Here is a 20,308-nt window from a genome sequence, read left to right as displayed (position 1 = left end):
GCTCGGCGGGAAGGGGGGCTACAGCAGTTTTCACGGGGGGTACCTCTGGCGCAATGAAAAAAAGCATATAGCTGGCTAATGATTAGATCCAATATATTGTTCGACCTATTTAAGACGTTTAGCGACCTGTTCGGAGCTGACCATGGAACTGCGCCACCTGCGTTACTTCATCGCCGTCGCCGAAGAGCTGCACTTCGGCCGTGCGGCCCAGCAACTGGGCATTTCCCAGCCGCCCTTGAGCCAGCAGATCCAGGCCCTCGAGCAGGAGCTGGGGGCGCGCCTGTTCGAGCGTACCAATCGTCGGGTCGAGCTCAGCGAGGCGGGCCGGCTATTCCTCGAAGAGGCGCGCCAGGTGCTGGCGCAGGTGGAAAAGGCCGCCGACGTCGCACGCCGCGCGCAGCTCGGTGAGCTGGGGGAAATGAAGATCGGTTTCACCTCGTCGGCGCCATTCACCTCGAAGATCCCCAAGGCGATCCATGCCTTCCGCCAGCGCTTTCCGGCGGTGCACCTGAACCTCAAGGAAATGAGCAGCCGCGATGTCGCCGAGGGGGTGTTCGACGAGTCCATCGAAGTGGGGCTGATGCGGCCCATGCCGCTGCCGGAAGGCTTGGTGGCCACCGAATTGTTCCGCGAGCCGCTGGTAGCGGTGATCAACGCCTCGCATCCGCTGGCCGCAGGCACGGAAGCCGGCGTGCACATGGCGGCGCTGGCCCATGAACCGTTCGTGTTCTTCCCGCGCAGCTATGGCAGCGGCCTGCATGCGCAGTTGCTGAGCCTGGCGCGGCAGGCGGGGTTCAGCCCGCATTTCGCCCAGGAGGCGGGCGAGGCGATGACCATCATCGGGCTGGTGTCGGCGGGGTTGGGGGTGTCGGTGCTGCCGGCGTCGTTCAAGCGCATGCAGATCGAAGGGGTGGTGTATCGCACATTGCTGGATGAGGAGGCGATGTCGGCGGTGTGGCTGGTGCAGCGCGAGCGCGGCAGCTCGGCGATGGCCAGGGCCTTTGCCGAGCTGGTGACCGGGCAGGTCCAGGGCTGAAGCATTTCGAGCCTGCCATTCATACGGTCTCTGTGGGAGCGGGTTCATCGAGGCGTCGAACCGCCGCGAAGCAGGCACCACGGTGAATGGCACCGGCTTCGCCGGTGTTCGCGGGTGAACCCGCTCCCACAGAATCACGCAGGGGCAGCTACTGGCGATCAGTCCACGCGCGCCAGGTCACCCTTGATCGCAACGCCGGCGATCACTGCACCGGCATGGCATTCATAGGTCGCGGCATCCTTGCGTTCGTTGCGCTTGTAGTAGCTGACGATGTTGGTCACCGCGTTGGCACTCACCTTCTTCGCCGCATCCTGCATGGTCAGCAGGGCCGACTGCAGGGCCCACTCGCAGGCCGCTTCGTCGCTCTTGTTGAAGGCGTTGGTCTTCTTGTTGGTGACGGCCGCGGGGCTGAGCACCTTGACCTTGCCGCGCGGCTGCACACCGGCCAGGTAGAACTTCACCGAACCGTCGAGCTTCTTCTCGGCCAGCATCTGCTGCACCACCTTGTCGAACGGCAGGTACAGCGCAGTGTCGCGAGCCTGGCTGATGCCTGGCAGGGCGGCCAGTAGCAGGGCGGTGGCGGCGGTTAGGGTCTTCAGGCGCATGGGGTCTTCCTTGGTTCAGTTGAGGGTATCGGATGACTGCTGGCTGAGGCTCTGTTGCTGCTGCAGCAGGAGCTTCTGCGTGTCGTAGGTTTTCAGCTGGCGCAGGATGCTGCCGGACAGGTTCTTCACCCAGCGGTTGTAGTTGCGGTGGATCTTGCCGTCGGCGTAGTCCATGCCGCGGCTGTCGCGGTAGCTGATGCGGTAGTCCCTGGGCGTGTAGTCGATGTTCACCGCCGCATAGAAGGTGTTGCGCACGGTGATGTCGGCCTGGATGCGCTGCGCGGTGATGCTGCGGGCGGTCCAGCCGCGTTCGGCAACGGCCATCAGGATTGCCTGCTGCACCTGGGCCTGGCTATAGCTGTGGTCGGCGGCCAGCGGCCGCGAGGGGGTGAGCACCGCTTTCGAGGTGCAGCCGGCCAGGGCGGTCAGCGCCAGGCCCAGGGCCGCGGCGCGGATCAGTGGGGACATTCCTTGCTCTCCAGTAGGGGTTACGGCCAGCGGCGGAAGATCAACGAGGTGTTGACCCCGCCGAAGGCGAAGTTGTTGTTCATCACGTATTGGTGGCTCATGGCGCGGAACTCGCCGCGCAGGTAATCCAGCTCGCCGCAGCGCGGGTCGACCTGGTCGAGGTTGAGCGTGTGCACGTAGCGGTCGCTGTTCATCATCTCGATGCTGAACCACGACTCCAGCGCGCCACAGGCGCCCAGGGTGTGGCCGAGGAAGCTCTTCTGCGAGCTGATCGGCATGCGCGGGCCGAACAGGCTGCTGGTGGCCAGGGTCTCGGCGATGTCGCCCTGTTCGGTGGCGGTGCCGTGGCCGTTGACGTAGCCGATCGCCTCGGGGGCGAGGCCTGCGTCTTCCAGGGCCAGTTCCATGGCGCGGCGCATGGTCAACTGCTCGGGGCGGGTGGTGTGCTGGCCGTCGGCGTTGCTGCCGAAACCGACGATCTCGGCGTGGATCCTGGCGCCACGGGCCAGGGCGTGTTCCAGCTCCTCGAGCACCAGCATGCCGCCACCCTCGCCGATTACCAGGCCATCACGGCCGCTGTCGTAGGGGCGCGGGCTGAGGTGCGGGGTGTCGTTCTTCAGGCTGGTGGCGTACAGCGCGTCGAACACCATGGCTTCGGTCGGGCACAGCTCCTCGGCGCCACCGGCGAGCATCATCGGCAGGCGGCCGAACTTGATCGCCTCATAGGCGTAGCCGATGCCCTGGCTGCCGCTGGTGCAGGCGCTGGAGGTGGGGATCAGGCGCCCGGTGAGGCCGAAGAAGATGCTGATGTTGGCGGCGGTGGTGTGCGGCATCATGCGCACATAGGAGTTGGCGTTGAGGCCGTCGGCTACCGAATTCAGCAGCATGTTGCCGAACGCCTTGATCTCGTCGGTGCTGCCGGTGGACGAGCCGCAGGCCACGCCCATGCGCCCGTCGCGGATGCTCGGGTCGTCGAGCAGGCCGGCATCGGCCAGGGCGCGTTCGGCGGCGGCCACCGCCAGGCGCGAAACCCGGCCCATGCTGCGCAGCTGCTTGCGGGTCCAGTGCGCGGGCACCGTGAAGTCATCGATGGGGCCGGCCAGGCGCGTGTTCAGCTCCTCGAACCGGTCCCATTCGTCCATGCGGCGGATGCCGCTGCGCTGGTTGGCGAAATGCCCGGCGATGGTCGCCCAGTCGCTGCCCAGGGCGGTGATGCCGGCCATGCCGGTGACGACGACGCGGCGCATCAGCACAGCCCCCCGTTCACCGCCAGCACCTGGCGGGTGATGTAGCCGGCCTCCGGCGACATCAGGAAGTTCACCGCGCCGGCCACCTCTGCAGGGGTGCCCATGCGCCCGGCCGGGATCATCTTCATCAGTTCCTCCACCGGCACGTGCTCGTCGAGCATGGCCGTGTCGATCAGCCCGGGGGCCACGCAGTTGACGGTGATGCGGCGCTTGCCCAGCTCGATCGCCAGGGCCTTGGCGGCGCCGATCAGGCCGGCCTTGGAGGCGCTGTAGTTGACCTGGCCACGGTTGCCGATCAGCCCGGAAACCGAGGTGATGCAGACGATGCGACCCGGCGCGCGGCGGCGGATCATCGGCATGGTCAGTGGCTGCAGGACGTTGTAGAAACCGTCGAGGTTGGTGCGCAGCACCTGGTCCCAGTCATCGTCGGTGAGCGCCGGGAAGGCGCCATCGCGGGTCAGCCCGGCGTTGCACACCACGCCGTAGTAGGCGCCGAAGCTTTCCACGTCGCTTTCGAGGATGGCCCGGCAGGCGGCGCGGTCGCCGATGTCGAACTGCAGCACCCGTGCCTGCCGGCCCAGCGCCCGGACTTCCTCGGCCACCGCATCGGCCTCGGCGCGGCCGCTGCGGCAATGCAGTACCAGGTCGAAGCCGGCCCGGGCCAGGCGCAGGGCGATGGCGCGGCCGATGCCACGGCTGGAACCGGTAACCAGGATGGTATCAGTCATGGGAGGACTCCTCTGGGCCGGCTTCGGCCAGGTAACTGGCCGCTTGCGGCGGACGGTAGACGTTCAGGCGGGCGCTGGCGTAAAGGCCGGGGCCGCGCAGGTGGCATTCGAACACGCCCATGCCGTTCTCGTCTTCGAGCGAACGCAGGGCGTGGATGTGCAGCTCGGCGCCGGCCGGGAAGTGCTCGACATCGCACTCGAACCTGCGCGTGCCGAGCAGGAAGCCCAGCTCGACCGGCTGGCCATTGCGCCGCGCACGGCAGCCGGCATAGGCCGCCACGCTCTGGGCCATCAGCTCGACGCCGAGCCAGGCCGGCAGGCTGCCGTCGGCGCGGTTGAACAGGCCGCCGGGGCGCACGGTGGCGCGGGTGTGGATCTGCTCGTCGTCGCAGCGGTCGACCTGGTCGATCAGGATCATGTCGCCGGCGTGGGGCAGCAGCTCGGCCAGGGGCCAGGGGATCATGGGGTGTCTCCGAGAATCAGGCTGACGTTGTTGCCGCCGAAGGCGAACGAGTTGCTCATCAATCGGCGTGGACGCTGCGCCCTCAGGCGCTGGCTGCCATCGACCAGGGCCAGGGCCGGCAGCGCCGGGTCCTGCTGGCCGTCCCACACATGCGGCGGCAGCAGCCCCTCGGGGTTGTGCGCGCTCAGGGCCAGCCAGCAGAACGCCGCTTCCAGCGCGCCGGCGGCGCCCAGGGTGTGGCCGGTCATCGGCTTGCTCGACGAGCAGGGCAGCGTGGCGCCGAACAGCGTGTGCACGGCCAGGCTTTCCATGGCGTCATTGTGCGCCGTGGCGGTGCCGTGCAGGTTCAGGTAATCGATCTGTGCGGGCGCAAGGCCGGCATTGTCCAGTGCTTTGCCCATGCACTGCAAGGCGCCGGCACCGGTCGGGTCGGGCGCGGAGATGTGGTGGGCGTCGGAGCTGGCGCCGGCCCCCAGCAGCGCGACGGTGGCGCCGTCGGCATTGCCTTCGCGGGTCATCAGGAACAAGGCCGCGGCCTCGCCGATGTTGATGCCGTCGCGGTTGGCCGAAAACGGCTTGCAGCGCTGCTCGCTGATCGCTTCCAGGGCGCCGAAGCCGTTGAGGGTCAGGCCGCACAGGCTGTCGACCCCGCCGCACAGCACCGCGTCGCACAGCCCCAGGTCGAGCAGGCGCCGGGCGCTGAGCAGGGCGCGGCCGCTGGAGGTGCAGGCGGTGGAGATCACGTAGGCCGGGCCGCTCAGTTGCAGCCAGTCGGCGAGGAAGTTGGCCGGTGCGCTCAGTTCTTGCTCGGCGTAGCGGTACTCGGCAGGGAACTGCCCGCTGCCCAGGTACTGGGCAATGCCTGCGCTGGCCTCGGCAATGCCCGAGGTGCTGGTGCCGAGGATCACCGCGACCCGGTTGGCGCCATGGCGGGCGATGGCCTGGCGGATGGCCGGCTCGATCTGCAGGGCCGCGGCGTACAGCAGCTGGTTGTTGCGGCTGTGCTGCTCGGGCCGCGGCACGGCGGGCAGGGCGCCGCTCACCGCACCGACCGGAGGCTGGCGCTCGGGGATCCAGCCCGGTGCAGGCTGCATGCCGGAACAGTCGCCGGCGAACAGGCGCGCGGCCACGTCGGCCTGGCCTTGGCCAAGGGCGCAGACCAGGCCCAGGGCATTGAGGTAGGCGGTCATGGGGTGTCCTCGCGGGGCAGAGGGTCGACTACATAGCGCAGGCCCTCGCCGAGGTTCAAGTCGAAGGCGTCGGCGGCCCGATAGGTGACCTGCCAGCGCTCGCCCAGCCAGCGCCGCTCGTTGTCCTGACGCGCCTGTGGATAAAGCTGTGCCAGCTGCCCGGGCGGGGTCAGGGCGAACAGCACGGCGGCGAACAGCTCGCGCGCGGCCGGGTTCGGCGGCAGCAGGCCGTCGGCCTGCCATTGCTGGCCATCGAGCAGCTGGCGTGCCTGGGGGATACCCAGCAGGTCGAGCAGCGACCAGCGCAGGTGGCCGTGCTCGCCCTGGATCACCAGCAGCCAGTCCTGGCGCTGGCCGGCCTGTTCACGTTCGACATGCAGTTGCTGGGGCAGTTGCAGCACCGGCAGTTGCGCCGGCAGCGGCGGGCGCGCGGCGCAGGCGCCGAGCAACAGGCACAGGGTGATCGCCAGCAGGTGTTTCATGGCTGCTCCAGAGGCTTGCGCGCCACCACGTTGACCAGCGTCTCTTCGCGCTGGCCGACCGGTGGCGGCTGGCGCAGGCCCAGGCGCTCGAGCAGGCCGAAGTCTTTGGCGCGACTCCACCACAGGTACGGGTACGAAACGTTGCGCGGGCCGAACTCGAAGCCCTGCTCGCGCAGCATCTGCAAGTAGCCCTCGGCGCTCTTCTGCACGTGCATGGGGTGACGGAAGAACCAGCGGATCACCCAGGTATCGATGTAGGCCTCGGTGGACTCGGCGAACAGCAGGTAGCCACCGGGCTTGAGCACCCGGTAGAACTCGGCCAGGGCCTTTTCCTGCTCCACCAGGTGGTGGAAGGTCTGGTGGCAGAACAGCATGTCGACGCTGGCGTCCGGGTAGTGCAGCCGGGCGCAGTCGCTGCCCTGCAGCTCCACTTCGAGGCCCAGGCGGCGGGCCTCGGCGGCGCTCAGTTCGAGGCTGTGCGGGTCGGCGTCGGTGCCCAGCAGCCTGGCGGGGGCGAACACCTGCTGCAGGTGCTTGAACGACTTGCCCTGGCCGCAGCCGGCGTCGAGCAGCACCGGCGCCTGGGGCGGCTCGCCGTCGAACAGCTGGCGCAGGTCGTTGATCGCCACGCGCAGCACATGGTGCTGCCAGACGTGGCTGGCGAGGAAGCGGAAACCGATGCGGGTTTCCTCGACGTAGGTGTCGCTGAGGTACGGGCGCTGGTTCATGCCGGTTCCCTCGCGCACAACTCGGCCAGGGTGCGCAGGCGCCGCTTGGGTTCGGCGACGAACGGGTTGCGCGTGTCCCAGGCATAGCCGGCGAGGATCGAGCTGATCATGGCGCGGATCTCCGGCGAGCTGCCGGGGTGGTAGATCACATCCTGGAAGCCACCGTCGTACCAGCCCTCGACGTACACGCGGAAGGTGTCGACGCCACGCTTGAGCGGCTCGGCGAACTCACCCTGCCAGTCCACTGCCTCGCCCTGCAGCTGGCGGTGCAGCAGGCCGGCGGCCATGCTCGCCGAGCGCATGGCGATGGTCACGCCCGAGGAGAACACCGGGTCGAGGAATTCCGCGGCGTTGCCCAGCAGCGCGAAGCCCTTGCCGTGCAGGGCCTTTACGTTGGCCGAGTAGCCACCGATGGTGCGCGCCGGGGTGTCCCACACGGCGTTCGCCAGGACCTTGGCCAGGCTCGGCGTCTGCGCGACGAAGTGCTTGAGGCAGGCGTCCAGGTCCTCTGGCGCATCGGCGAAGCGCTCGGCGGCGGCGACCACGCCCAGCGAGGTGCGGCCATCGCTGAAGGGGATGGTCCAGAACCAGATGTCGCGGTGCTCCGGATGCGTGGTGATGAGGATCTTGTCGCGGTCGAAGCCCGGATGGTCGATGCGGTCCTCGATGTGGGTGAACACCGCCTGGCGCACCGGGAAGTTCGACGGCGCCTCGAGGTCGAGCAGCTGCGGCAGCACGCGGCCGTAGCCACTGGCGTCGAGCACGAACTGCGCCTGCACCTGGTATTCGCTGCCATCCGGGCGACGGGCGCGCACGCGCGGGTGTTCACCGCCCATGTCGGCGCTGACGATCTCGTGCTCGTAGCGGATCTCCACGCCCTGGGCCTCGGCCTGGTCGGCCAGCAGCTTGTCGAAACGAGCGCGTTGTACCTGGAAGGTGCTCGGCTTGCCCTGGCTGAAGCCCTGGCCGAAGTCGAAGTCGGTGTACTCATCGCCCCAGGCGAAGGCGGCGCCGTTCTTGTACTGGAAGCCGGCGGCGTGCAGGGCATCGAGCATGCCCGCCTCCTCGACGAAGTCGAGGCAGTGGCACAGCAGGCTTTCGCCGATGGAGAAACGCGGGAAACGCTGGCGCTCGATCACCAGCACGTCATGGCCCTGGCGCTTGAGCAGCGCGGCAGCGATGGCGCCGGACGGGCCGGCACCGATCACCAGCACCTGACGTTGTTGCAGTTCAGTGTTCGGCATGGGGGCTCCTTGCCATGGAAACGGAATTCAGAGGGATACGGTGCAGGCCGGCCAGCGCGGGCATCAGCGTGGCGACCAGGCTCATCAGCATCAGCGCGAAGTACAGCGCCGGGCTGATCAACTGCTGCGACAGCAGCAGGTTGAGGAAGACGATTTCGCTCAGGCCGCGGATGTTCAGCAGCAGGCTTTCGCGCCACTTGCTGGCCCCGGTGAACGAGGGCGCGGCCCAGCTCAGGCCGAGCCAGTTGCCGAGCAGCTTGCTGGCGATCGGCAGCACCAGCAGGGCGGCCAGCTGCCAGGCGTCGAAGCCGCTGAGCGCGTGGTGCACGTCGATCTGCACCACGCCGTAGGTAAGGATCAGCGGCACCGCCAGGGCCTGCTGCAGGTTGCGGTTCCAGGCCTCGGGCAGCGGCAGGCGCACCGGCAGCTTCAGCCAGGCCAGGCAGCCCAGGTAGCCGATGCCGAAGATCAGCGCGTTGAGCTTGTAGTGCTCGGCGCCGAACAGCAGGGCCAGGAACAGCAGGCCGTAGGCCTTCGGCGCGCGCAGGCCGAGGGCATGCAGCGGCAGTGGCAGCAGCGCGGCCAGCAGCGGCAGGGCCAGGCTGCCCGGGTGCAGGCTGCCCTGGCCGAGGCCCAGCAGCAGCCAGCAGGCCAGGTCGATGAGGATCGCCGCCTGCAACAGCCGCCGGCCGGCGGCGGCGGGGTAATCGATGGCGCGCAGGTACAGGTACAGCACCGGGATCGCGGTGATGGCGAACACCAGGCCCAGGGCCAGCGCGGTGACGCCGCCGAGGTCGAGCATCCACAGTGCGCAGGCCAGGCCACAGGCGAACGGCAGCAGGAAGCTCGGGATCGCCAGCTTCAGCGCCTCGCGGTCGGGGCGCAGCTCGACCACGTCGGTGAGGATGTGCCCCAGCAGCAGGGCGAAGCTGCAGCCATACAGGGTCTTGACCCAGGCGGGGGCGACCAGCGCGGCGCCGTCGAGTTGCCAGTGCGGCTCGACCCACAGCAGCATCAGCGGCGGCAGCACCAGGGTCGCCAGCAACAGCTGGCTGACGATCGGGATCAGCCCCAGGCGTTTGCCCAGCACGCTGGCCAGGGCGAACAGACACAGGGCCGAAGCCCAGAACAACAGCGGAGTCATGGGTGCGTTTGCGCTCCATCGCGAGGGGCGGCCCAGGGGGCCAGAAGGAAGCTGAAGGCCAGGCCCAGGCTCACGGCCAGGCCAAAGTTGCTCACCGCCGGGGTGCTCGACAACGCCAGCAGGCCGAACGACAGCCAGGTGGTGAGCGCCGCCAGCAGGGTGCCGAGCAGGCTCACCGCGGCGCCGCCGATGCGCTCGTGCATGAGGATCGCGTAGTCGACACTGATGGCGGTCACCAGCAGCAGGCCGAACAGGCTGAACAGGGTCAGCGGCTGGCCGAGCCAGCCAAGGCTGGCCAGGCTGCACAGCGCCGCCAGCAGCGGCAGGGCGACGATGCGCAGCGAACCGCGCAGGCCGAACGGCAGCACCAGCAGCACCAGGATCAGCACGCAGGACAGCAGCTTGAGCTCCGCCGCGCTCACCTGGGTGGCGGCGAACAGCTCATTCAACTCGCCGAGGCGGTCGACCAGCTGCACGCCGTCGAGGTCGTCGGTCTGCAGGCGCAGCAGTGCGGTGTCGCTCAAGCCTTGCAAGCTGACGATGGCGGCCACGCCGCTGCCATCCTGGCCCAGCCACAGCGGGCGCCAGGCCTCGCCGAGCGGGCCTGCCAGCACCTGCTCGATGGACTGGTCCGGCAGCTGGCGCAGTTGCTCGATTTCAGCGGTCAGCGCGGCTTCGGGCACGCCCAGGGCCAGCAGCGGCTGCCAGTGTGCCGGCAGCGCAGCCAGGGCCTGGCGCACCTGGCCTTGCTCGGCCGGGCTGGCGAGCAGCTGGCCGAGGCTCATGAAGCCCTTGAGCTTGCCCAGCTCGACCAGCTCCTGAAGCTTGCCGCAAAGCGCATCGAGGCGCGCCAGCAGCTGTTGCTGGTCAGCCCCGCGCACCAGGTAGAACTGGCTGGTGGGCTGGTAGCCGGTGATGCGCGCCACGGCCTGGGCTTCTTCCATCAGCTGCGGCGGGGTGCCGACCCACTGGCGGATGTCGTTGCGCGTCTGCAGGTGCCACAGGCCGGCGGCGCAGAACAGCAGCAGCAAGGCCAGCAAGGCGCCGCTGGGTACCTTGCGCAGCAACCGTTCGCGCCAGCGGGTAAGGGTTTCGGCGATGCGCAGCGGCCACTGCGCCGGCTCAAGTTCGACCTTGGCCAGCAGCGCCGGCAGCAGGCACACCGCGCTCAGGTAGGCGCCGACCAGGCCGGCGGCCGAGAACGCGGCGATCTGGGTCAGGGCCGGGAATGGCGTGAAGGCCAGGGCCAGGTAGCCAATGCAGCTGGTGGCCAGGCTCAGGCTCATGCCCGGCAGGGTCAGGCGCACTGCCGCCCAGCTGCGCCAGGGCTTGAGGCTCCAGCCTTTGGACAGGTAGTGCAGCGGGTAGTCGACCGCCACGCCGATCAGGCTGGAACCGAGCACCAGGGTCATCACATGCATCTGGCCGAACAGCGCCACGCACACCACCGCGCCAAACAGCATGCCCACCAGCACCGGGACGAACGCCAGCAGCGCCCGCCAGCGGCGGAAGGCCAGCAGCAACAGCAGCAGGATGCCCAGCGTGGCGCCCCCCCCGACCCAGGTAATCTCCCGGCTGGCCTGCTGCTGGCCGGCGGCGGCGTGCAGCAGGCCGCTGGCCGCCAGCAGGTGCGCGCCGGCCTGGCCAGCCTGGGTGCGGCCCTGCTCGAGCAGCCCGGCCACCTGCAACGGCAGGTGCATGTCGAAGGCGTTGCCCAGGGTGCGCGCACGCAGCAGCACCCACGACTGGCCATCGGCCTGGGCCACCAGCGCGCCGCTGGCGGTGTCCAGTTCGACGTTGGCCGGTTTCGGCTGGCTGTTCTGGATGCGCCCGGTGAGGCCCAGCCAGTCGTCCTGGCTGGGCACCAGGCTGAAGCCGGCGAAGGGGTCGAACAGGCTCTGCACGCGCAGCTCGATGAAAGCGTCGGGGTGCTCGCGCAACTGCTGCCGGTCCTTGCCCGCGAGCATCGCCAGGCGGCCTTGCAGCAGTTGTTCGCGCACCGCTTGCAGGTCGGTCTGCAGGCTCCACTGGACCTTTTCGAACAGGCCGCTGGCCTGCCATTGCCCGGCCAGTTTTTCCGCCAGGGCCAGCGCCTGCTGGCGATCGGCATGGCCGACCAGCACCAGCAGTTCGCGGTTGAGCGGCTCCTGCATGCGCTGCTCGGCGCGCTTGACGAGTGGGTCCTGGGTCGCCCCAGGCACCAGGGTCATCAGGTCGGCGGACAGCGGCGCAGCGCGGTGCCACTGCCAGCCGGCGATCGCCAGCATCGCCAGCAGCAGGCAGACGAACAGGCGCGGCAACAGGCGTTCAGTTGGCAAAATCACTGCGCTCCGCATCGCTCAGGGCGGCGCTGCCGCTGCTTTCGGGCATGCGCAGCACGGTGCTGTCGCCCTGGGTTTCGCTCAGCTCGATGCGCTCGACGTAGCGCCCGCCGCTGATGTCGATACGGCTGAATACCTGCTTGAGCAGCAGCGAACGGGGGGTCAGGCGCAACTGCCAGTGTTCGGCCGCGCCGCTCAGGCTCAGCTCGAAGTCACGTTGCAGGCCGCTGCTGTCGCCTTGCAGCACGGCGAAGAACAGGCGGTTCTGCTCGGCCCCGGCGCTGCGGCTGGGCAGGGCCTGCCAGCCGCTCGGGTCGCGGCGGGCGATGCCCTGGGCGTCGATGCGGTAGTCCTGGCGCAGCGGCGTCTGCAGCAGCCACAGCAGGCCGTGGTCGCGGGCCAGCACGAAGCGGCCCTTGCTCAGCAGCGGCTGGGGCAGGGCGCGCAGGTGCTTTTCCTGGATGAACGGGCCCTTGACCACTGCCGGCTCGCTGAGCTGCTTTTGCAGGTCGTCGAGGCTGAATGCGAAGGTCAGCGGGCTGGTGATAAACAGGGCGAGGGTGATGCAGATGCGTTTCATACCAGCACCTGCTGCACGGCATCGAGCATCACCTGCGGCGAGGCCAGCTGCATCTCGCCGCTTTCGATGTGCACGGCCACCTGCACGGTGCTGGCGCGGGTCATGCGCTCGCCGGTGTCGGCATCGCTGATCAGGTAGTGGATCTTCAGGCGGTTTTCCCATTCCACCAGGCTGGCGCGCACGCTCAGGCGCTGGCCGAAGGTGGCGCCGCGGATGTAGCGCAGCTGCAGGTCGATCACCGGCCACGCATAGCCGCTGGCCTGCATCTGCAGGTAATTGTGCGCCAGGCGGTCGAGCAGGGCGCAGCGGGCAACTTCCAGGTACTTCACGTAATGGCCGTGCCAGACGATGTGCATGCTGTCGACATCGAAGAAGGGCACGATGACTTCGCTGTCGACATGGAACACCCCGGGGTTACGCATGCAGCCTCCAGTGGCGCTGGGCGATGCGCTGCAGGCAGTGGCGCAGGTCGCTTTCCAGGGCGCGGTCTTCGATGACCGGGGCGAAGTCTTCCAGCAGCGCTTCATGCATGCGCGCCAGGGCCGGCGGCAGGGGCCGCGCGTCGGCCTGGCGGCCGCGCAGCCAGACGCCCTGGTTGGCGGCCAACAGCGCGGCGGCGGCGACCTGCTCGGTCAGCTCCAGCACGCGCAGGGCATCGCGCGCGGCGATGGTGCCCATGCTCACCTTGTCCTGGTTGTGGCACTCGGTGGAGCGCGAGAACACGCTGGCCGGCATGGTCTGCTTGAGGGCTTCGGCGGTCCAGGCGCTGGCGCCGATCTGCACGGCCTTGAAGCCGTGGTTGATCATCGCCCGCTCGGCCTCGGCGCCGGACAGGTTGCTCGGCAGGCCGTGGTTGTAGCGCACGTCCACCAGCAGTGCGAGCTGGCGGTCGAGCAGGTCGGCGACGTTGGCCACCAGGGTCTTGAGGCTGTCCATGGCAAAGGCGATGTGCCCGCCGTAGAAGTGCCCGCCGTGCAGCACGCGCTCGGCGTCGCCGTCGATGATCGGGTTGTCGTTGGCGCTGTTCAGTTCGGTCTCGATGAAGCCGCGCAGCCAGCCCAGGCTGTCGGCCAGCACGCCCAGTACATGGGGCGCGCAGCGCAGCGAGTAGCGGTCCTGCAGGCGGTGCAGCGGCGGCAGCGGCGCGTCGATGGCCAGGTCCTGGCGCAGCCAGGCGGCAACCTGGGTCTGGCCGGGGTGCGGCTTGGCAGCGAACAGGCGCTCGTCGAAGTGCTCCGGGTTGCCCTGCAGGCCGATGACGTTGAGCGCGGTGATGCGCGTGGCCAGTTGCAGCAGGTAGTCGGCGCGGGCGAAGGCCAGGCAGGCCAGGCCGGTCATCACCGCGGTGCCGTTCATCAGCGCCAGGGCTTCCTTGGGGCGCAGCACCAGCGGTTGCCAGCCCAGCTCGCGGTGCACCTCGGCACTGCTGCGGCGCTGGCCCTGGTACATCACTTCGCGCTCGCCGGACAGGGTCGCGGCCACGTAGGACAGCGGCGTCAGGTCGCCACTGGCGCCCACCGAGCCCTCTTCGGGGATCAGCGGCAGGATGTCGTGGGCGAGGAAGTCGCGCAGGCGCTCCAGCAGCTCCAGGCGCACGCCGGACACGCCGTGGCTCAGCGAGCGCAGGCGCGCGGCCAGTACGGCACGGGTGGCGGGGGCGTCGAGCAGCTTGCCCAGGCCGCAGCCGTGGAAGGTGTACAGGTGCTGAGGCAGGGCCTCGACGTGCTCCAGCGGCACGGCCACCACGCAGGAGTCGCCATAGCCGGTGGTGACGCCGTAGATCACCCCTTCCTTGTCGAGCAGGGTGTCGAGAAAGCGTGCGCCGCGGGCAATGCGCTCGCGGTAGGCGGCGTCGTCCTGCAGCTGCACCGGGGCGCGGCGCTCGGCCAGGGCCAGGACATCTTCGATTGCCAGCGGCGTTTCGCCGAAGGTGACAGGCTCATGCGGATGCATCGTCATCGGTCTTCCAGAAAGGGTAGAAATTGAACCACTGCAACGGTGCCCGGGAGCAGTAGTGCCCCAGGCGTTCGGCGTAGCGCGTGGCCCACTCGGCGATTACCTGATCGCGCTGGCCGCGCCGCCATTGCAGGCGTTCGGCAAAGGGTTCGAGGGTGACGCGGTAGCGGCCCTGGTGCTTGAGGCAGAACAGCAGGTTGAGCGGGCATTCGAGCATCCCGGCGAGCAGCCACGGGCCTTGCGGGAAGGCCGCCCGGTGGCCGAGGAAATCCACCTCGACGGTGCGCGCGCCGTGCAGTGGCACACGGTCGCCGGCGATCGCCAGCCACTCGCCGCGCTCCAGGCGCTCGGACAGCTGCAGCATCACCGCCGGGTCCAGCTCGCTGACCTGGATCAGCCGCAGGTTGCTGGCGCCGGCCTCGCCGAGCAGGCGGTTGAAGCGCTCGGCGTGGCGGGTGTGCACCAGCACGTTCATGGTCACTTGCTCGCCGATCTCGGCCAGGGCCCGGCACACTTCGAGGTTGCCCAGGTGCGCGCCGACCAGCATCTGCCCGCGGGATCCGCGCAACTGCTGGCGCAGGTTGGCGGGGTCGTGGATCTCGATGTCCTCGATGCGCAGCTTGCCGTTCCACACGTCGAGCTTGTCCAGCAGCGCTTCGGCGAAGGCCATGAACTGGCGGAACACCTGCCATTGGCTCGGTGCGGCGGTCTGCCCGGCGTTCCACTGGCACAGCCGTTGCTGGTACTGCCAGGCGCTGCGCCGGGCGCGGCGGCCGAACAGGAAGAAGTAGGCGACGATGACGTGGATCAGCGGGCTGAGTACACGGCGCCCGAGCAGGCGGACCAGGGTCGCGGTCAGCTTCATCAGCCAGAAGCTGCCCCGTTCCTGGTGCGCGGCCCAGTGTTGCGGCTGCTCGCTCATGCCCGCCACCGGCGCCAGAGGATCAGCGGCGCGCGCAGCAGCATGCCGAAGAACAGCTTGGCGTGCATCTTCGAGATCAGCGCGTTGTCGTGGAACAGGCGAAAGTGCGACAGGCCGTCCTGCGGGTAGTGCACGCGGGTCGGCAACCAGCGCATCGGCTGGTTGCGCCAGGCCAGGCGGACGAGGATTTCCGGGTCGAAATCCATGCGTTTGCCCAGTTGCACGCTGTCGATCATCGCCAGGGTCGCCGGCAATGGGTAGACGCGAAAGCCGCACATGGAATCGGGGATCTGCAGCGACAGGCTGTTGATCCACACCCACACGTGGGTCAGGTAACGGGCGTACAGGCGGCCCTTGGGCACACTGGCGTCGTATTGTGGATAACCGCACACCAGCGCCTGTGGATAAGCCTGCGACTGGTCGAGGAAGTGGCTGACGTCGGCGAGGTCGTGCTGGCCGTCGGCGTCCACCTGCAGGGCGTGGCTGAAGCCCAGCCGCGCGGCTTCGCGCAGGCCGGCCATGACCGCGCCGCCCTTGCCTTGGTTGACCGCCAGGGTCACCAGGTGCACGTCAGGCTGCTCGGCCAACTGCGCCAGCACCCGGGCGCAAGGCGCGTGGCTGGCGTCGTCGACCAGCACGCAGGGCAGGCCGGCACGCAGCAGGTCGGCGACCACGGCCGGCACCGCCTGCTCGTGGTTGTACACCGGGATCACCGCACAGGGCTTATGCACAGGCGGCCTCCAGCAGGATACGGCCACTGGAGCAGGGCAGCCCGGCGCAGGTGAAGGCGAAGTACAGCTTGCCGCGCTCGACGTCCAGGCGCAGGGTCAGCGCCAGTTCGTCGCCCGGGCGCACCAGTTGCTGGAACTTGAGCACTTCCATGCCGCCGAAGCGGCGCTCGCGGTCCAGCAGTTCGCCGGCCAGGGCGATGGCCCAGTCGATCTGCACCACGCCCGGCAGCACCGGGGTCTGCGGGAAGTGCCCGGGGAAGCAGGCCAGGTCCAGCGGCACGGCCAGGCGCAGGTGCAGCTCTTCGCCTTCGCGGCGCTGTTCCAGCACCTCGGGGGCCATGTTGCGCTGGGCCATCAGCAACCCCTGGAGAGTGGCCTGGGGCAGCTTGCCCTGGCTGTTCAGCGGCAGCTGGCGCAGCAGTCGCCAGCGGCGGGGCAGGGCCAGCGCTTCGCAGTGGCCGGCCAGGTGCGTGCGCAGGGCTGCGACCAGCGCCCGGCGGCCTTGATTGCGCAGGGCGTGCAGGCCTGCCGCGCTCGGCACCAGCAGCGCGCCAAGGAAGGCGCGGCCTTCCTCGATCATGCCCAGGCGCGCCTCGGCGACCCAGGGGTGGCTGCTCAATGCCTGTTCCAGCATGGGCAGGGAGATGCGCTTTTCTTCCAGCTTGACGATGCGGTCGAGGCGCCCGAGCAGGCGAAAGCGCCCGTCGCCGGTGAACTCGACGGCGTCGGCGCTCTGTTCGACATGGCCCGCCGGCAGGTAGCTGGAAGCGATGCGCAGGGCACCGTGTTCATCCTGGCTCAGTTGCACATCGGCGAACGGTTGCCACAGGGCCTCGCCCTGGCGCCAGGCGATGCCGCCGGTTTCCGAGCTGCCGAGGATTTCCGCCGGCCACTGGCCCAGGCGCTGGTGCAGGCGCTCGCAGGCCTCGGCCGGCAGTTCGCCGCCGGAGGAGAACACCTGGCGCACCGGGCGCAGTGCCGGCCAGTCGAGGTTGTCGCCCATGCGCTTGAGCAGCGCCGGGCTGGCCACCCAGGCAAATGCCGGGTGCTCGCGGCTGGCCCGTTGCAGGTCTTCGGGAAAGGGCAGTTGGCGGCGCTCGAAGCCGCGCCCGGCGCACAGCGGCCAGAGCACGCGGAACAACAGGCCGTAGATGTGCTGGGTGGCGACGCTGCCGATGATCCAGGCATCGCCCAGGGTGCCGCCCCAGAGCTGTTCGAGGGCGGTCACCTCGTTGGCCAGCTGGCGCAGTTGCTTGTCGATGCGCTTGGGCTCGCCGCTGGAGCCGGAGGTGCACAGGCTGATGCGGCACTGCGCGAGGTCAAGGTCGGCAGGTTGCAGGGCGGTGCCGAGCAAGGCGTCCAGCGTGGCGTCGCCCGGCTGGTCGCTGAGCCACAGGTCGACCTGGGCATTCCAGCGTTCGCGGGTGGCCGGCTGCAGGTCGGCGGGCAGCAGCACCTCGACCCCGGCGCGCCAGGCACCGAGCAGTGCGGCGGCCAGTTGCGCGGCGTCCTCCAGGTGCACGGCCAGGCGCGTGACACCGCGCTGGCGCAGGCCGCCGGCCAGTTGCAGGGCCTGCCGGCACAGCGTGGCGTGGTCCAGGGCCGGGGCCTGGGTCACCTGGCGCGGCGCTTCCAGCGGGCGCAGCAGGTGTTCGAGGTTGATCCAGTTCATGAGCGTCCTCGCACACGTTGTCTTATCAGCCATTCGATGGCGAACAGCAGGCCCATCGCGGCATAGGCGATCACGCCGTTGTACAGGGTCCACCAACTCAGCGGCGCCCACAGCGTGAGGCTGGCGGCGATCAGGCCGTTGAGCAGGAAGAACAGGCTCCACGCCTCGGTGACCCGGCGCGTGTAGCGCACCGCCCGGAGCGGCAGTTCAGGGTCGCGCAGGCGTGCCAGGCGTTCGGCCATGGGCATGCCGTGCAGCAGGGTGCTGCCGAACAGGGCGAGCATGAAGGCGCTGATCAGCACCGGGTACCAGCGCAGCAGTTGCGGGCTGTCGGACAACCCCAGCACGGCGCAGAACGCCAGCGCGGCCAGCGCCATCCACAAGCTGCCCGGGCGGCGCGGCGCGCTCAGGGCGCGGGCCAGCCACAGGGCACCGAGCAGCAGGCCGAACTGCCACGGGGCGAAATGGGCCATGCCGAAATGCACCGCAAACGGATACAGCAGGCCGGCCAACAGCAGGCCGAGGCCGATCAGGCGTTTCATGCCGCCGGGTTGACCAGGCGGAACACGGCCTCGACCACGTCATTGACGGTGCGCACCGACTTGAAATCGTCGGCGGCGATCTTCTTGCCGGTCTGGCGCTTGATGTGGTCGATCAGGTCGACGGCGTCGATGCTGTCGATTTCCAGGTCCTGGTACAGGTTGGATTCCAGGGAGATGCTGGCCGGCTCCAGTTCGAACAGTTCGACCAGGGCGTCGCGCAGGATGTTGAAGATGTCTTCGCGGGTTTGCATGGTGCGGTCTCAGGCGGCCTGACGGGCGGTGACGAACGCGGCCAGGGTGGCGACGTTGCTGAAATGGTTGCGGGTGTCCTTGGCATCGGCGTCGATCTTGATGCCGTAGCGCTTCTGGATCGCCAGGCCGAGCTCCAGCGCGTCCACCGAGTCCAGGCCCAGGCCTTCGCCGAACAGGGTCTGTTCATCGTCGATGTCCTGGACGCTGATGTCTTCCAGGCCCAGGGCGTCGATGATCAGCTGTTTGAGGTCACGGTTCAGGTCTTGCTGTGGCGCGCTCATCGGCGGCGAGCTCCTTGGTGAAGTAGTGGTGCAGGTGGTCGTTGAGCAGGCGCGATGCCTTGGGCGCGGGGCCCAGGGCGGCGAAGGCCTGCGGGTCGATGTCGGCGCCGACGTTGAGGCTGAAATGCACGCGGCGGCTGGGAATGCGGTACCAGGGTTCGTTCTTGGTCAGGGTGGTGGGGCTGACCCGGATGGTCACCGGGGTGATGATCTTCGCACCGCGCAGGGCGATCGCGGCGGCGCCGCGATGAAAGGCCGGGACCTGGCCGGGCGCGGTGCGCGTGCCTTCCGGGAAGATCACCAGTGGCTGGCCCTGGCGCAGCGATTCGACGGCGGCGTCGAGCATGTCCATGCTGCCGTCGTTGCCGATGTACTGGGCTTCGCTGACCGGGCCACGGGTGAACGGGTTGTCGAACAGGCTCTGCTTGACCACGCAGTTGGCCTGGCGCACCAGGCCGATGAGAAACACCACGTCGATCAGCGACGGGTGGTTGGCGATGATCATCTGCCCGGGGCGGCCGAGGCGCTCGGCGCCGTCGATCTGGTAGGTCAGCACGCCGGCGCTGTGCATGAACCGCACGAAACGCCAGAACAGCCAGCCGATGGTGCGCCGCGCGCGCAGGCGGTGGCGTTCGGCGCCGCCTGGCAGCCAGGCCAGCAGCGGGAACACCAGCAGGCGCAGGCACAGGCCGCCCAGGCCGAACAGAAAGAAGCTCGCGGCGGTGGCCAGCAGACGCCAGTAGTACGCGTCGCGTGGCCGGCTCACGGCTGTCGTTGCCAGTTCCATGTACGACGCTTCCATGTGTGAGTGAAGGAATTGCAGCCCGTCAGCGCAGCCTTGAGCCAGCTGAGGCCGTGGGGCAGTTCCGCGGTGTTTTCAGCCGGCGCTTCTGCGGGCGTCAGTTGCCATTGCCCGCCCGGGGTCAGCAGCAGGCCCAGGGCATAGGCAAAGGGCACGTCATCGATCCACGGGCGGTAGGCCTCGGGTGGCAGCTCCTCGGTCACGATCAGCAGCACGGCGGGGGCGCCCTCGGCCAGCAGCGCCGCTGCCTCCAGCACACCTTGCTCGAAGCCGTCACCGGCGGCGGCGAGGGCGGTCATCTCGCTGGTCGAGCCGCGCAGGATCGACCACAGGCCGATCACCGCGTTGTGCACCGACAGGCTGAACTGGGTGGGCGACAACGGCTGGCGTGCGGCCAGTTCGCTGAGGATCGAGAAGGTGCGGGGCGTTTCACCGTGGCGCGAGACGAACACCAGCGGCAGCTGCTCGTGACCCTCGGCCAAGGGCCAGCCCACGGCAAAGGCCATGCGCGCCAGGTGGCTGAGGCGACGGCGTTGCATGGCGGGCAGAAAGCTGACGTCAGGCGCGTCGGCAGCACTGCACGGCGGTTGCTGGCCATTTGCCCAAAGCTGCCAGTCGGCGTGTGCCGAGAGGCCAGGGGCCCACGCGCGCCATTGGCTGATATCGAAGGTGATCACGGTGCTTTGTTTCCCGCCCTGAGGGACTTCCATGCCGAGGGAGTGACTCGGCGTAACGACCTGACAGGGTTGGCGCATTCATCGAGTGGCGCGCATTATCCCGGTGCCGAGGTCATGTATCAATGCATACGGTTTCAATCAGACATTGCCTTCGGCTCTGCATGGCATTCTCTGATCTTTTATGTACGCATTTTCCGACAACCGGTCAGGGCAAGGTTGTCGGTCGGGGCACGCCCA

General features: G+C 68.8%; 23 protein-coding genes. 1 reads left to right on the top strand and 22 read right to left on the bottom strand.

Translation table 11 applies throughout. The annotated features are described in order from the left end of the window. Positions 1-142 precede the first annotated feature (142 nt). Complete coding sequence (locus tag ACIP21_RS12100) at positions 143-1,036, top strand: LysR substrate-binding domain-containing protein (RefSeq protein ID WP_400687626.1); 894 nt, start codon at positions 143-145, stop codon at positions 1,034-1,036. Positions 1,037-1,194: 158 nt separating this feature from the next. Here ACIP21_RS12100 and ACIP21_RS12095 read toward each other — a convergent pair whose 3' ends face one another. Genes ACIP21_RS12095 through ACIP21_RS11990 form a run of 22 tightly spaced genes read right to left on the bottom strand, consistent with a single transcriptional unit; the run spans position 1,195 to position 20,071 of the window. Further along, complete coding sequence (locus ACIP21_RS12095) at positions 1,195-1,641, bottom strand: excinuclease (protein ID WP_400687624.1); 447 nt, start codon at positions 1,639-1,641, stop codon at positions 1,195-1,197. Between the two features lie 15 nt (positions 1,642-1,656). Then, the gene (locus ACIP21_RS12090) at positions 1,657-2,109 is read right to left on the bottom strand and encodes a hypothetical protein (RefSeq protein ID WP_400687622.1); all 453 of its coding nucleotides are present in this window, start codon (positions 2,107-2,109) and stop codon (positions 1,657-1,659) included. Between the two features lie 20 nt (positions 2,110-2,129). Then, a complete protein-coding gene (locus ACIP21_RS12085; RefSeq protein ID WP_400687620.1) occupies positions 2,130-3,356 on the bottom strand; it encodes a beta-ketoacyl-ACP synthase in 1,227 nt (408 codons plus the stop codon). Beyond that, complete coding sequence (fabG, locus tag ACIP21_RS12080; protein WP_400687618.1) at positions 3,356-4,084, bottom strand: 3-oxoacyl-ACP reductase FabG; 729 nt, start codon at positions 4,082-4,084, stop codon at positions 3,356-3,358. The genes ACIP21_RS12085 and fabG overlap by 1 nt, the downstream gene beginning before the upstream one ends. Beyond that, complete coding sequence (locus ACIP21_RS12075; protein WP_400687616.1) at positions 4,077-4,547, bottom strand: hotdog family protein; 471 nt, start codon at positions 4,545-4,547, stop codon at positions 4,077-4,079. The genes fabG and ACIP21_RS12075 overlap by 8 nt, the downstream gene beginning before the upstream one ends. Next, positions 4,544-5,737: a beta-ketoacyl-[acyl-carrier-protein] synthase family protein gene (locus ACIP21_RS12070; RefSeq protein WP_400687615.1), complete on the bottom strand. Its 1,194-nt coding sequence runs from the start codon at positions 5,735-5,737 to the stop codon at positions 4,544-4,546. Before ACIP21_RS12070 ends, ACIP21_RS12075 begins: the two co-directional genes overlap by 4 nt. Beyond that, positions 5,734-6,219, bottom strand: a complete 486-nt coding sequence (locus ACIP21_RS12065) for a hypothetical protein (RefSeq protein WP_400687614.1) — start codon at positions 6,217-6,219, stop codon at positions 5,734-5,736. Before ACIP21_RS12065 ends, ACIP21_RS12070 begins: the two co-directional genes overlap by 4 nt. Next, positions 6,216-6,947: a class I SAM-dependent methyltransferase gene (locus ACIP21_RS12060; protein ID WP_400687613.1), complete on the bottom strand. Its 732-nt coding sequence runs from the start codon at positions 6,945-6,947 to the stop codon at positions 6,216-6,218. The genes ACIP21_RS12065 and ACIP21_RS12060 overlap by 4 nt, the downstream gene beginning before the upstream one ends. After that, positions 6,944-8,191, bottom strand: a complete 1,248-nt coding sequence (locus ACIP21_RS12055) for an NAD(P)/FAD-dependent oxidoreductase (RefSeq protein ID WP_400687612.1) — start codon at positions 8,189-8,191, stop codon at positions 6,944-6,946. The genes ACIP21_RS12060 and ACIP21_RS12055 overlap by 4 nt, the downstream gene beginning before the upstream one ends. Next, positions 8,178-9,335 carry a sodium:proton antiporter gene (locus tag ACIP21_RS12050; RefSeq protein ID WP_400687611.1) on the bottom strand — a complete coding sequence of 386 codons (1,158 nt, stop codon included), beginning with the start codon at positions 9,333-9,335 and terminating at the stop codon, positions 8,178-8,180. Before ACIP21_RS12050 ends, ACIP21_RS12055 begins: the two co-directional genes overlap by 14 nt. Continuing rightward, positions 9,332-11,653, bottom strand: coding sequence for an MMPL family transporter (locus tag ACIP21_RS12045; RefSeq protein WP_400687990.1), 2,322 nt, complete (start codon positions 11,651-11,653; stop codon positions 9,332-9,334). The genes ACIP21_RS12050 and ACIP21_RS12045 overlap by 4 nt, the downstream gene beginning before the upstream one ends. Then, positions 11,643-12,236, bottom strand: a complete 594-nt coding sequence (locus tag ACIP21_RS12040) for an outer membrane lipoprotein carrier protein LolA (RefSeq protein ID WP_400687610.1) — start codon at positions 12,234-12,236, stop codon at positions 11,643-11,645. Before ACIP21_RS12040 ends, ACIP21_RS12045 begins: the two co-directional genes overlap by 11 nt. Next, entirely contained in the window at positions 12,233-12,658 is a 426-nt protein-coding gene (locus tag ACIP21_RS12035) for an acyl-CoA thioesterase (protein WP_400687608.1), read from the bottom strand. Before ACIP21_RS12035 ends, ACIP21_RS12040 begins: the two co-directional genes overlap by 4 nt. Beyond that, positions 12,651-14,195 (bottom strand): histidine ammonia-lyase, encoded by a 1,545-nt coding sequence (gene hutH / locus ACIP21_RS12030; RefSeq protein ID WP_400687606.1) that lies wholly within the window; start codon positions 14,193-14,195, stop codon positions 12,651-12,653. Before hutH ends, ACIP21_RS12035 begins: the two co-directional genes overlap by 8 nt. Then, positions 14,176-15,114: a glycosyl transferase gene (locus ACIP21_RS12025; protein WP_400687604.1), complete on the bottom strand. Its 939-nt coding sequence runs from the start codon at positions 15,112-15,114 to the stop codon at positions 14,176-14,178. Before ACIP21_RS12025 ends, hutH begins: the two co-directional genes overlap by 20 nt. Next, positions 15,111-15,845 carry a glycosyltransferase family 2 protein gene (locus tag ACIP21_RS12020; RefSeq protein WP_400687602.1) on the bottom strand — a complete coding sequence of 245 codons (735 nt, stop codon included), beginning with the start codon at positions 15,843-15,845 and terminating at the stop codon, positions 15,111-15,113. The genes ACIP21_RS12025 and ACIP21_RS12020 overlap by 4 nt, the downstream gene beginning before the upstream one ends. Further along, positions 15,838-17,517, bottom strand: a complete 1,680-nt coding sequence (locus ACIP21_RS12015; protein ID WP_400687600.1) for an AMP-binding protein — start codon at positions 17,515-17,517, stop codon at positions 15,838-15,840. Before ACIP21_RS12015 ends, ACIP21_RS12020 begins: the two co-directional genes overlap by 8 nt. Beyond that, positions 17,514-18,059, bottom strand: coding sequence for a hypothetical protein (locus ACIP21_RS12010; protein ID WP_400687598.1), 546 nt, complete (start codon positions 18,057-18,059; stop codon positions 17,514-17,516). The genes ACIP21_RS12015 and ACIP21_RS12010 overlap by 4 nt, the downstream gene beginning before the upstream one ends. Then, positions 18,056-18,310, bottom strand: a complete 255-nt coding sequence (locus tag ACIP21_RS12005; RefSeq protein WP_029612525.1) for an acyl carrier protein — start codon at positions 18,308-18,310, stop codon at positions 18,056-18,058. The genes ACIP21_RS12010 and ACIP21_RS12005 overlap by 4 nt, the downstream gene beginning before the upstream one ends. Positions 18,311-18,319: 9 nt before the next feature. Further along, complete coding sequence (locus ACIP21_RS12000) at positions 18,320-18,592, bottom strand: phosphopantetheine-binding protein (RefSeq protein ID WP_028632001.1); 273 nt, start codon at positions 18,590-18,592, stop codon at positions 18,320-18,322. Further along, positions 18,561-19,379, bottom strand: coding sequence for a lysophospholipid acyltransferase family protein (locus ACIP21_RS11995; RefSeq protein WP_400687595.1), 819 nt, complete (start codon positions 19,377-19,379; stop codon positions 18,561-18,563). The genes ACIP21_RS12000 and ACIP21_RS11995 overlap by 32 nt, the downstream gene beginning before the upstream one ends. Beyond that, entirely contained in the window at positions 19,355-20,071 is a 717-nt protein-coding gene (locus ACIP21_RS11990) for a beta-ketoacyl synthase chain length factor (RefSeq protein ID WP_400687593.1), read from the bottom strand. The genes ACIP21_RS11995 and ACIP21_RS11990 overlap by 25 nt, the downstream gene beginning before the upstream one ends. Positions 20,072-20,308: the final 237 nt, after the last annotated feature.

This window comes from Pseudomonas sp. NPDC089401, assembly GCF_044749485.1.
Lineage (GTDB): Bacteria > Pseudomonadota > Gammaproteobacteria > Pseudomonadales > Pseudomonadaceae > Aquipseudomonas.
Note: the sequence above shows the minus strand (reverse complement) of the source record. Positions and strands in the feature narration are given on the sequence as shown.